Here is a 12,565-nt window from a genome sequence, read left to right as displayed (position 1 = left end):
GTCAAATGCCCCGCCCCCGACGCATATCTCTGAGCAGCTCCTCCATCTGCCGTACCTGATGGCGCAGTTCGAAGACGTCCTGAAGGCTGCTGGCCGCCATGTGTACCTCGATCTTCTTCAGGCGGTTGGCGAGCTCGTCGAAGTGCTCCTGTTCGCGCGCGAGCAGCCGCTCCAGTTGCTGGTTCTTGCGGTGCAGGTCCAGGAAGACCGTGACCTTCGCCCGTAGCACCCATGGGTCGAAGGGCTTGGTCAAGTAGTCGGCGGCGCCGGTCGCGTAGCCGCGGAAGGCGTAGCCCGCGTCGGCGTCCGTGCCGGTCAGGAAGATGATGGGGACGTCCTTCGTCTGGTCGAGCCGTTTGATGTTCGCGGCGGTCTCGAAGCCGTCCATGCCCGGCATCCGGATGTCGAGCAGGACGACGGCGAACCGCTGCCGGAGCAGGGCCTTCATCGCCTCCTCGCCCGAACGCGCGCGCACCAGCGGTTCGTTGAGGGACCCCAGGACGGCCTCCAGTGCGATCAGGTTGTCCTCCATGTCATCGACAAGGAGGATGCTCGCGCGCTCGTCGGTCGTTGCCTCAGCGCTCATGGTGACTGTGCCTCACTCAGCCGTCGGCGGGATTGCGGGCTCCCCTGATGTGCTCGGTCCCGGTACAACCGCACCGTCGGCGGCGTCCTGCTCCATGTCGTCTCCGCTCTCCGGATCGAGGAGGGCGCAGACGACGGTGAGGAGCTGGTCGACGTCCACGGGCTTCGGTACGTAGTCGTTGGCACCCCGTGCGATGGACTTCTCGCGGTCGCCGGGCATCGCCTTCGCGGTCAGCGCGACGATGGGCAGACCCGTCCAGCGGGGGGTGCGGCGGATGGCGGAGATCGTCTCATAGCCGTCCATCTCCGGCATCATGATGTCCATCAGGACGAGCTCGACATCGGGATTGCGCTCCAGGGTCTCGATGCCCTCGCGGCCGTTCTCCGCGTACAGGACGGGCATGCCGACGCGGCCCAGGACATGGGTGAGCGCGAAGACGTTGCGGATGTCGTCGTCGACGATCAGTACCCGGCGCCCGGGCAGGACCTGGCCCGCCCGGCCGGACTTCCACGCCTCCAGCTTGGTGGGTGTCGGCCAGGCGTCGTCGGTGTCGTGGGCGGTGTACGGCTCGCTGGACAGCTGCACGGGCACGGGCGCCTGGCGGTCCTCGGAGGCTGGTCCGGTCGCCGAGTGCCCGGGGCTCACGACAGGGACGTACAGCGTGAAGGTGGAGCCCTTGCCGGGCTTGCTCTCCGCGATGATCCGGCCGCCGAGCAGTCCGGAGATCTCCCGGCTGATGGACAGGCCGAGGCCGGTGCCGCCGTACTTGCGGTTCGTGGTGCCGTCGGCCTGCTGGAACGCCTCGAAGATCACCGGGAGTTTCTCCGCGGCGATCCCGATGCCGGTGTCGGAGACCGCGAAGGCGATCACGTCGTCGCTGTTCTCGCGGGTGAAGAGGTGCTCCGGGTCCTTGAGGCGGTTGACGCGCAGCTCGACCCGGCCGGTCGCGGTGAACTTGATCGCGTTGGAGAGCAGGTTGCGCAGGATCTGCTGGAGCCGCTGCTCGTCGGAGTACATCTCCCGCGGTACGTCCTCGCCGACGGCCACCTCGAAGGCGAGCCCCCGGTCCAGGGTGAGCGGGCGGAAGGTGGCGTGGACGTAGTCGAGCAGCTTGATCAGCGGCAGCCTCTTCGGGCGTACGTCCATCCGGCCGGCCTCGATCTTCGACAGGTCGAGGATGTCGTTGATCAGCTGGAGGAGGTCCGAGCCCGAGCGGTGGATCGTCGTCGCGAACTGCACTTCCTGGTCGGAGAGATGGCCGTCCGGGTTGTCCGACAGCAGCCGGGCCAGGATCAGCAGCGAGTTCAGCGGCGTGCGCAGCTCGTGCGACATGTTCGCCAGGAACTCCGACTTGTACTGGGAGCTGGTCGCCAACAAGGCTGCTTTTTCTTCCAGTTCGGCGTTCGAACGCTGCAATTCTGCCTGCTGTGACTGGAGTTCGTCCGAGCGGTCCTGGAGCTGGATGGCCAGGCGCTGGGACTCGCCGAGCAGGGACTCCGTACGGGAGTTGGCGATGATCGTGTTGATGGCGACGCCGATGGTGTTCACGAACTGGTCGAAGAACGCCAGGTGGACGTCGGAGAAGCGCGAGAAGGAAGCGAGTTCGATCACGCCCAGCAGCTTGTCCTCGAAGAGGATCGGGATGATCACGACGCTCGCCGGGGCCGCCTCGCCCAGACCGCTGTTGATCTTGATGTAGTCCGGCGGGGCCTCATCGACGAGGATCCGCTTCTTCTCGCGGGCCGCCTGCCGGACCAGTCCGTGGACCGGCATGCCGCCCGTGTCGACCGTCGCGCCCTGCGCCGAGCCGTACCCGGCGATGAAGGCGAGTCCCTTGGCGGGGATGGCGGTCCGCAGGGTGTCTTCCTCCGGGTCGGCCAGGAAGAAGGCGCCGTACTGCGCGTTCACCAGCGGGGTCAGCTCGCGCAGGATCAGGTCGGCGACCTCCATCAGGTCGCGGTGGCCCTGCATCAGCGCGGCGAGGCGGGCCAGGTTCGACTCCAGCCAGTCCTTCGCGCGGGTGGTCTCGCGGAGGTTGGCCACCATCAGGTTGATGTTGTCCTTGAGCTCGGTGACCTCGCCCTGGGTCTCCACCGTGATGGAGCGGGACATGTCGCCCTGGGCCACCGCGGACGCCACCTCGGCGATCGCGCGGACCTGGGTGGTCAGGTTGAGCGCGAGTTCGTTCACGTTCGTCGTCAGGCGCTTCCAGGTCCCGTAGACGCCCTCCACCCTTGCCTGGCCGCCGAGTTGGCCCTCGGAGCCGACCTCGCGGGCCACGCGGGTGACCTCGGAGGAGAAGGAGGAGAGCGTGTCGACCATCGTGTTGATGGTGGTCTTCAGCTCCAGGATCTCGCCGCGTGCGTCCACGTCGATCTTCTTGGACAGGTCGCCCTGGGCCACGGCGGTGGCGACCTGGGCGATGTTCCTGACCTGCGAAGTCAGGTTGTCCGCCATGTAGTTGACGTTGTCGGTCAGGTCGGCCCAGACACCGGAGACGCCGAGCACCTGGGCCCGGCCGCCGAGCCGGCCGTCGGTGCCGACCTCGCGGGCCACGCGGGTGACCTCGTCGGCGAAGGCGCGCAGCTGTTCCACCATCGTGTTGACGGTGTCCTTCAGTTCGAGGATCTCGCCGCGGGCGTCGACGGTGATCTTCTTCGACAGGTCGCCGTTGGCGACGGCGGTCGTCACCTGGGCGATGTTCCGGACCTGTGAAGTCAGGTTCAGGGCCATGAAGTTGACGTTGTCGGTGAGGTCTTTCCAGACGCCGGACACGCCGCGGACCTGGGCCTGCCCGCCCAGGTTTCCTTCCGTACCCACCTCGCGGGCCACGCGGGTGACCTCGTCGGCGAAGGCGGAGAGCTGGTCGACCATGGTGTTGATGGTCGACTTCAGTTCGAGGATCTCGCCCTTCGCCTCGACGGTGATCTTCTTGCCGAGGTCGCCCTGGGCCACCGCCGTGGAGACGAGGGCGATATTGCGGACCTGCGAAGTCAGGTTGTCCGCCATGAAGTTGACGTTGTCGGTGAGGTCCTTCCAGACGCCACTCACACCGCGTACCTGTGCCCGGCCGCCGAGGTTTCCCTCGGTGCCGACTTCGCGGGCCACCCTCGTCACCTCGTCGGCGAACGCGGAGAGCTGGTCGACCATGGTGTTGATGGTCGACTTGAGTTCGAGGATCTCGCCCTGCGCGTCGACCGTGATCTTCTGACTCAGGTCGCCGTTGGCGACGGCCGTGGTCACCTGGGCGATATTGCGGACCTGGGAGGTCAGGTTCGAGGCCATGAAGTTGACGTTGTCGGTGAGGTCCTTCCAGACCCCCGACACACCGCGCACCTGGGCCCGGCCGCCCAGCTGGCCCTCGGTGCCGACCTCGCGGGCCACCCTGGTCACCTCGTCCGCGAAGGCGGAGAGCTGGTCGACCATCGTGTTCACGGTGAGCTTCAGTTCGAGCAGCTCGCCGGTCGCCTCGACCGTCACCGTCCGCGTCAGGTCGCCGCGCGCCACCGCCGTGGTCACCAGGGCGATGTCCCGCACCTGGGCCGTCAGCCGGGACGCCATCGTGTTGACCGCCTCGGTCACATCCCGCCAGCTCCCGGACAGACCGGTCACCTTGGCCCGGCCGCCGAGCCGCCCCTCCGTGCCGACCTCGCGGGCGACACGTGTGACCTCGCCGGTGAAGAGGGAGAGCTGGTCCACCATCTTGTTGACCGCACGGCCCAGTCTGCGTAAGTCGCCCCGCAGTTGCCGGTTACCGTCGTGCAGATCGACCCGCTGGGTCAGATCGCCGCCGGCCACCGCGTCGAGGACACGTGTCGCGTTCGCCGCCGGGGCCACCAGGGCGTCGAGCAGCTGGTTCACGTCGTTGACGCGCGAAGTCCAGTTGCCCTGGCCCGGGCTGGCCGAAAGACGCTCGTCGAGCCGCCCGTGTCGTACCAATTCCCGCCGAACCCGCTGCACTTCCGTGTTGAAATGGGCGTTGCGGTCGATGATCTGGTTGAACGTCATGCTCAGCTCGGCCACCAGGCCGTGCCCGGTCTCCGGCACCTTGGTGAAGTCACCGTCGCGTGCGGCGGCCATCGCCGCGAGCAGCGGACGCAGATCCGATGCCCGAATCTGTCCGTCTTCGAGCACATGCATACCACTGTTCTCACTCATGGCGGCCCACTTCGGTAACTCGGCGCTTATGGGCATGGCCAGTCTGTCACTCTGTCCGCATCGCCTGAGGCGTATTCGTCCGATCTGCTCAGGGAGCTGCACAGTGGGGGCCATTCCGACGCAACGGGAGTCCATGGCGCGTGCCCCTGATGCGCCTGCGCACCACCGCGCCGGCCAGGAAGCCATCGCTCGCACCTCGCTGCCGGGCACTCCGCTCGCGCCCGGAGCCGCCCGCCGGTTCGTACGCGGCGCGCTCGCCGACTGGGCCGAACTGGCCCTGCCGGGCGCCGAGATCATCGACGACCGGCTCATCGACGACGCCGTCGTGGTGGTCAGCGAACTCGTCACCAACGCCGTCGTGCATGCGGGCACCGACGTCGACCTGCTGTGCCGCCTCGAAGGCGTGAGTGACGAAGCGCCGGGCCCACTGGTCGTCGAAATCTCCGACCACCACCCCTCGCGCGCGTTACGCGACGACGCCGTCGAACGGCCGTACGGCACCCCGGAGTACGGGCGCGGGCTGCGGCTCGTCGCCTCGCTCTCCGAAGCATGGGGGATCACTTACCGGCCAGGCATCAAGACGGTCTGGGCGCGGCTGCCGGTCGACGGGCGCGCGGGCGCCGACGGCATGGCGGAAGCGGGCACGGGCAGCGTGTTGGAAGCCGGCGGGTTCGCGGACACCGCGGAGCACATGGCGAAGAAGGAGCAGATAGCGGCGTACGCCACTGGCCAGGCCCTGGAGCGTGGGCTGCGGGTCGGCGAGCCGCTCGACCCCGAGATACTCCCGCCCGAACCGAAGCGCAACGCCCACCAGGACCAGGACTGGCTCAACCGCGGCGCCCTCTCCTTCCTCGCCGAGGCATCCGACCTGCTCGCCGGGCAGCTCGACGAGGACCTCGTGGCCGCGCTCGCCGGGCAGCTGCTCGTGCCACGGCTCGCCGACTGGTGCGCGGTGTGGCTGGAGGACGAGGCCACCGACCGGGCCGGCGGTCTCGGCCTCGCCCTGGGACCCCGCCTCGCCCGCGTCTGGCACGGCAGCGAGAACCGCATCGAGGAACTGCGCCGCGCCCTGGAGAAGGACCCGCCGCGGCTGCCCGACGCGGTGCGCTCCCGGGCCGTCCCCGTGCCCTGGCCCGGCGAGGCGCTGGGCGCGCGCGGGGTGAGCGGGGCCGCGCTCGCGTACCGGCTGATCGCTGGCGGGCGGCCGCTGGGCACGCTCGTCATCGGTCGGGCCGGGCTGATCGACTTCCCCGACGAGATCACCGGGCTCGTCGAGGACCTCAGCCGCCGTATCGCCCTCGCCATCGGCGCGGCCCGCCAGTACGCGCGCCAGGCCACCATCAGCCGGGTCCTCCAGCGCGGTCTGCTGCCCGGCGCGGTCGCCGAGATCCCCGGGGTGCGCAGCGCCCTCGTGTACGAGCCGCTCGACAAGGGCGGGCCCAGCGGCGACTTCTACGACCTGTTCCCGGCGGGCGACGGGCGCTGGTGCTTCGCGGTGGGCGACGTCCAGGGCAAGGGACCCGAGGCCGCCGTCGTGATCGGCCTGGCCCGGCCCTGGCTGCGGCTGCTGGCCCGCGAGGGCTACCAGGTCGCCGACGTCCTGGACCGCCTCAACCAGCTCCTGCTCGACGACGCGACCGAGGCGGCGGACGCGGCGGCCCGTGCGCTCGTGGCGGCGGGCGGGCCGGGCCTCGGCGCCGACCCGGGCCCGCAGACGCGCTTCCTGTCCATGCTGTACGGCGAGCTGGTCCCCTTCGACGGCGGTGTGCGCTGCACCCTGGCCTCCGCCGGGCATCCGCTGCCGCTGCTCCTCGGCCCCGACGGCGACGTACGGGAAGTGGCCCGGCCGCAGACCCTCCTCGGCGTCTTCGAGGACGCCTGCTACACCTCCGAGACCTTCGAGCTGCACCCCGGCGACACTGTGCTGTGCGTCACGGACGGTGTGACGGAGCGGCGCTGCGGGCCTCGCCAGTTCGACGACGACGACGGCCTCGCGAAGGCCCTGGAGGGCTGCGCGGGGCTGAGCGCCGAGCTGGTCGCGGAGCGGATCCGCCGGCTGGTGCACGAGTTCGGTACGCGGCCTCCGGAGGACGACATGGCCTTGCTGGTGCTGCAGGCCGAATAGGGGCCGACGCCTATTGGCCTAGGGGGACCGACGACCGACAGGGGCCGAAGAGCAGGGCGTACGGAGTATCGGCGCGCGTACGGGACAATGGAACGTATGCCTTCCGCACTCCCCGACGGTGAGCCCGTCCCCGACGACGGGGCGCTGCCCGCGCACGCCCTGGCCGGGGCGGCCGAGCGTCCCCTCGGGTTCTATCTCCACGTGCCGTACTGCGCGACCCGCTGCGGCTACTGCGACTTCAACACCTACACGGCGACCGAGCTGCGGGGCACCGGTGGCGTGCTCGCCTCCCGGGACAACTACGCGGACACGCTGACCGACGAGGTCCGGCTCGCCCGCAAGGTCCTCGGCGACGACCCGCGCCCCGTCCGCACGGTCTTCGTCGGCGGCGGTACGCCGACCCTGCTGGCCGCCGACGATCTCGTACGGATGCTGGGGGCGATCCGTGACGAATTCGGGCTCGCGGACGACGCGGAGATCACTACGGAGGCGAACCCCGAGTCGGTCGATCCGGCATACCTCGCGACCTTGCGCGCCGGTGGCTTCAACCGGATCTCCTTCGGGATGCAGAGCGCCAAGCAGCACGTACTGAAGGTGCTCGACCGCACGCACACGCCCGGCCGTCCCGAGGCCTGTGTCGCCGAGGCCCGTGCGGCGGGCTTCGAGCATGTGAACCTGGACCTGATCTACGGCACGCCCGGGGAGTCCGACGACGACTGGCGTGCCTCGCTCGACGCGGCGCTCGGTGCCGGGCCCGACCACATCTCCGCGTATGCGCTGATCGTGGAGGAGGGTACCCAGCTCGCCCGTCGTATCCGCCGTGGCGAGGTTCCGATGACGGACGACGACGTGCACGCGGACCGGTATCTCATCGCGGACGAGGTGATGTCGGGGGCGGGCTTCGAGTGGTACGAGGTGTCGAACTGGGCCGCTTCCGAAGGTGGGCGTTGCCTTCACAACGAGCTGTACTGGCGGGGGGCCGACTGGTGGGGGGCCGGGCCCGGGGCGCACAGTCACGTCGGTGGGGTGCGGTGGTGGAATGTGAAGCATCCTGGGGCGTATGCCTCGGCGCTGGCCTCCGGGCGGTCGCCGGGGGCCGGGCGTGAGCTTCTCTCCGAGGAGGATCGCCGGGTTGAGCGCGTCCTGCTGGAGCTGCGGCTTCGTGAGGGGTGTCCGCTGTCTTTGCTTCGGGTGGATGGGCTTGCGGCGGCGGCGCGTGCGCTGGGTGAGGGGTTGCTCGAAGCCGGGCCGTACGACGAAGGTCGTGCCGTTCTGACGCTGCGCGGGCGGTTGCTCGCGGACGCGGTCGTCCGGGACCTGGTGGACTGAGGGCCCTTTTTCGCCCCCGCCGCCCCTACCCGTCCCATCCCCAGGGGCTCTGCCCCTTCGACCCCGTTCGGTTGTGTTTCGGGTGCGGGTGGGTGGGGGCTGGTCGCGCAGTTCCCCGCGCCCCTGACGGCTCGGGGCTGCGCCCCTTCGCCCCAGGCCCGCCCCGGGTGCTGTTGTCTTATGTCCTTTAGGGGCGCGGGGAACTGCGCGACCAGCCCCCACCGGCCCGCAGACGACGAACCACCCCGTCTTCAAGGGGCGCGGGGAACTGCGCAATCTTTTAGGGGGGTCTGGGGGCGCAGCCCCCAGGGATGGGACGGGTAGGGGCGGCGGGGGCGGAAAACCGTCGTGTGGTCCTCTACTCCGGGGCCGTGACGAAGTCGATCAACTCCTCCACTCGGCCCAGGAGTTCCGGCTCCAGGTCCTTGTAGGAGCGGACGTGGGACAGGATGTGCTGCCAGGCCGCGCCGGTGTTTTCCGGCCAGCCCAGGGATCGGCAGATGCCTGTTTTCCAGTCCTGGCCGTGGGGGATGCGGGGCCAGGAGGGGATGCCTACGGAGGACGGTTTCACGGCCTCCCAGATGTCGATGTAGGGGTGGCCGAGGACCAGGGCGTGGTCGCTGGTGACCGAGTCGGCGATGCGGGACTCCTTGGTGCCGGGGACTAGGTGGTCGACCAGGATGCCGAGGCGGGCGTCCGGGCCGGGGTCGAAGTCCGCGACGATCGAGGGGAGGTCGTCGATGCCCTCCAGGTACTCGACGACGACGCCCTCGATGCGGAGGTCGTCGCCCCAGACCTTCTCGACCAGTTCGGCGTCGTGGCGGCCCTCGACGTAGATGCGGCCCGCGCGGGCCACCCTGGCACGCGCGCCCGGTACCGCCACCGAACCCGAGGCCGTGCGGGCGGGACGCGACGCGGGCGCGGCCGACGGGCGGACCAGCGTCACCACCCTGCCCTCCAGGAGGAAGCCCCTCGGCTCCAGCGGGAACACGCGGTGCTTGCCGAAGCGGTCCTCCAGGGTCACCGTGCCCGCCTCGCAGCGGATCACCGCGCCGCAGAAGCCGGTGCCGGGCTCCTCGACCACCAGACCGGGGTCCGCGGGGACCTCGGGCACGGGCTTGGGCTTCTTCCACGGCGGGGTCAGGTCCGGAGAGTACTGGCGCATTCGGATGACGATAGGAGAAGCCCCGCCGTCGTGTCGTACGGGCTCCTACGACACGCCGAAGCGGGCCGCCAGCGCGTTCCGCTGGGCCCGGACAAACGCCGCATTCACCGCCGCCCCGTGTCCCGGTACGTACACCGCGTCCTCCCCGCCCAGGTCGAGCAGCCGGTCCAGGGCCGCCGGCCAGTGGGAGGGGACGGCGTCCGGGCCCGCCTGGGGTTCGCCCGACTCCTCCACCAGATCGCCGCAGAAGACGATCTCCGGTGATGAACTAAGTGTGCCTGGTGTGCCTTGGATCAGTACCGCCAAGTCGTGGCCCGTGTGGCCGGGGCCCACGTTCGCCAGCAGGACCTGTACGCCGCCGCCCAGGTCGAGGGTCCACTCGCCGGACACCGAGTGGCGGGGGTGGACCAGGAGGTCCGCGGCCTCGGCCGCCTCGCGCGGGTCGAGGCCGTTGCGTACGGCGTCCGTGCGCAGCTCCTCGCGGTCGTGGGCGAAGACCGAGTCGAGGCCGACCGGCCCGAACACCTCCACGCCCGCGAACGCCGCCGCGCCGAAGACATGGTCGAAGTGGGGGTGGGTGAGTGCGAGGTGCGTCACTCGGCGGTCCGGGCCGAGGAGCCGCTGTGCCTCCGTGCGCAGCCGTGCCCCCTCCCCGAGGCTCGACCCCGCGTCGATCATCAGCGCCGCGCCCTCGCCCACCACGAGCCCGACCGTGCAGTCCCAGACCGGCAGCCGCCGCCGTCCCACCCGGGGCGCCACCCTTTCCCACCCCAACTCTTCCCAAGTCACGCTCATAAGGAGACGCTAGCCGTGAGAGCGTGCAGCACACGACATCGCAGGCCCGCCCTTGCCGGGGCCGTACCTCACCGCCGTACACTGGGCCGGGGAACGCTGGCACTCGCGTGCGATGAGTGCCAGGACGAAGGCCATGAAGGTCATGTAGGCCCATGAAGGTCATGAAGACCACGACGCTGACTCTGGAGGTGTGCGCGATGCTCAGTGAACGCAGGCTCGAAGTGCTGCGCGCCATCGTCCAGGACTACGTGGGCACCGAGGAGCCGGTCGGTTCCAAGGCGCTCACTGAGCGGCACCGCCTCGGTGTCTCGCCGGCGACCGTGCGCAATGACATGGCCGCGCTGGAGGACGAGGGCTACATCGCCCAGCCGCACACCAGTGCCGGACGCATCCCCACCGACAAGGGGTACCGGCTCTTCGTCGACAAGCTCGCAGGCGTCAAGCCGATGACCGCGCCCGAGCGGCGGGCCATTCAGAATTTCCTTGACGGGGCTGTCGACCTCGACGACGTCGTGGGGCGGACCGTACGGCTGCTCGCGCAGCTCACGCGGCAGGTCGCCGTTGTGCAGTACCCCTCGCTGACGCGCTCGACGGTGCGGCACGTGGAGCTGCTGTCCCTCGCCCCCGCGCGCGTGATGCTGGTGCTGATCACGGACACCGGCCGGGTCGAGCAGCGCATGATCGACTGTCCGGCGCCGTTCGGTGAGACCTCGCTGGCGGATCTGCGCGCGCGGCTCAACAGCCGGGTCGCGGGCCGCCGTTTCGCGGACGTCCCGCAGCTCGTGCAGGACCTCCCGGACGCGTTCGAGGCGGAGGACCGGGGTACGGTCGCGACGGTGCTCTCCACCCTCCTGGAGACGCTGGTCGAAGAGACCGAGGAGCGGCTGATGATCGGCGGCACCGCCAATCTGACCCGCTTCGGACATGACTTCCCTCTCACTATCCGGCCGGTGCTCGAAGCACTGGAGGAGCAGGTCGTGCTCCTCAAGTTGCTTGGTGAGGCCGGGGATTCGAGCATGACCGTGCGAATCGGGCATGAGAACGCGTATGAGGGACTCAACTCCACGTCCGTGGTCTCGGTCGGCTACGGTTCGGGCGACGAGGCAGTAGCGAAACTTGGCGTGGTCGGACCGACCCGCATGGATTACCCGGGAACGATGGGAGCGGTACGAGCGGTGGCACGGTACGTCGGACAGATCCTGGCGGAGTCGTAAGTGGCCACGGACTACTACGCCGTACTCGGCGTGAGCCGCGACGCGTCCCAGGACCAGATCAAGAAGGCGTTCCGGAGGCTCGCACGCGAGCTGCACCCGGACGTCAATCCCGATCCGAAGACGCAGGAGCGGTTCAAGGAGATCAACGCCGCGTACGAGGTGTTGTCGGACCCGCAGAAGAAGCAGGTCTACGACCTCGGCGGCGACCCGCTGTCCGCCTCCGGCGGCGGTGGCGCGGGCGGCTTCGGCGCGGGCGGCTTCGGGAACTTCTCGGACATCATGGACGCCTTCTTCGGTACGGCGTCGCAGCGCGGCCCCCGGTCGCGTACGCGGCGTGGCCAGGACGCCATGATCCGGCTCGAGATCGAGCTGGACGAGGCTGCCTTCGGCACGACGAAGGACATCCAGGTCGACACGGCCGTCGTCTGCGCCACCTGTAACGGTGAGGGCGCGGCGCCGGGTACCTCGGCCCAGACCTGTGACATGTGTCGCGGGCGGGGTGAGGTGTCCCAGGTCACGCGGTCGTTCCTGGGCCAGGTCATGACGTCCCGGCCGTGTCCGCAGTGCCAGGGCTTCGGGACCGTGGTTCCGACGCCGTGTCCCGAGTGTGCGGGGGACGGGCGGGTGCGGTCCCGTCGGACGCTGACCGTCAAGATCCCCGCCGGTGTCGACAACGGCACGCGGATCCAGCTCGCGGGCGAGGGCGAGGTCGGGCCCGGTGGCGGGCCTGCCGGTGACCTCTATGTCGAGATCCACGAACTCCCGCACTCGACCTTCCAACGGCGCGGTGACGATCTGCACTGCACGGTCACCATTCCGATGACCGCGGCGTCGCTCGGTACGAAGGTGCCGCTGGAGACGCTCGACGGGCTGGAGGAGGTCGACATCCGTCCGGGCACGCAGTCCGGGCAGTCGATTCCGTTGCACGGGCGGGGTGTCACGCATCTGCGGGGCGGTGGGCGCGGTGACCTCATCGTCCACGTCGAGGTGATGACGCCGACGAAGATGGATCCTGAGCAGGAGCGGTTGCTGCGGGAGCTGGCGAAGCTGCGGGGGGAGGAGCGGCCCACCGGGCAGTTCCAGCCCGGGCAGCAGGGGTTGTTCTCGCGTCTGAAGGATGCGTTCAACGGTCGCTGACCCGGTTCGGTTGTGTGTTGGCTGCGGGTGGGTGGGGGGCTGGTCCAACGGATTGC

The 12,565-nt window shown here is 69.7% G+C and carries 8 protein-coding genes; 4 read left to right on the top strand and 4 right to left on the bottom strand.

Going from position 1 to position 12,565, the window contains the following annotated elements; genetic code table 11:
• Position 1: 1 nt before the first annotated feature.
• Entirely contained in the window at positions 2 to 586 is a 585-nt protein-coding gene (locus OG975_RS16085) for a two-component system response regulator (protein ID WP_406329863.1), read from the bottom strand.
• Between the two features lie 12 nt (positions 587 to 598).
• Entirely contained in the window at positions 599 to 4,744 is a 4,146-nt protein-coding gene (locus OG975_RS16080; RefSeq protein ID WP_406329861.1) for a HAMP domain-containing protein, read from the bottom strand.
• A gap of 133 nt (positions 4,745 to 4,877) precedes the next feature.
• On the opposite strand from OG975_RS16080, the gene OG975_RS16075 reads away from it, so the two are divergent.
• Positions 4,878 to 6,869 carry a SpoIIE family protein phosphatase gene (locus OG975_RS16075; RefSeq protein ID WP_406329860.1) on the top strand — a complete coding sequence of 664 codons (1,992 nt, stop codon included), beginning with the start codon at positions 4,878 to 4,880 and terminating at the stop codon, positions 6,867 to 6,869.
• Positions 6,870 to 6,965: 96 nt separating this feature from the next.
• Positions 6,966 to 8,198, top strand: a complete 1,233-nt coding sequence (gene hemW / locus OG975_RS16070; protein WP_406329859.1) for a radical SAM family heme chaperone HemW — start codon at positions 6,966 to 6,968, stop codon at positions 8,196 to 8,198.
• Between the two features lie 358 nt (positions 8,199 to 8,556).
• Here the strand turns inward: hemW and OG975_RS16065 are convergent, their stop codons facing one another.
• Together OG975_RS16065 and OG975_RS16060 are read right to left on the bottom strand one after the other, a co-directional pair.
• Positions 8,557 to 9,363, bottom strand: a complete 807-nt coding sequence (locus OG975_RS16065; protein WP_406329858.1) for a DUF3097 domain-containing protein — start codon at positions 9,361 to 9,363, stop codon at positions 8,557 to 8,559.
• Positions 9,364 to 9,408: 45 nt separating this feature from the next.
• On the bottom strand, positions 9,409 to 10,158 hold the full coding sequence (locus OG975_RS16060; protein ID WP_406329857.1) for an MBL fold metallo-hydrolase: 750 nt from the start codon (positions 10,156 to 10,158) through the stop codon (positions 9,409 to 9,411).
• A 197-nt stretch (positions 10,159 to 10,355) separates the two neighbouring features.
• On the opposite strand from OG975_RS16060, the gene hrcA reads away from it, so the two are divergent.
• Positions 10,356 to 11,372, top strand: a complete 1,017-nt coding sequence (gene hrcA / locus OG975_RS16055; protein ID WP_327428638.1) for a heat-inducible transcriptional repressor HrcA — start codon at positions 10,356 to 10,358, stop codon at positions 11,370 to 11,372.
• Positions 11,373 to 12,509, top strand: a complete 1,137-nt coding sequence (gene dnaJ, locus OG975_RS16050; protein ID WP_406329856.1) for a molecular chaperone DnaJ — start codon at positions 11,373 to 11,375, stop codon at positions 12,507 to 12,509.
• The last annotated feature ends 56 nt before the right edge of the window (positions 12,510 to 12,565 follow it).

The organism is Streptomyces sp. NBC_00203 (genome assembly GCF_045206325.1).
Lineage (GTDB): Bacteria > Actinomycetota > Actinomycetes > Streptomycetales > Streptomycetaceae > Streptomyces > Streptomyces lutosisoli.
This window is presented reverse-complemented; position numbering and strand designations above follow the sequence as displayed.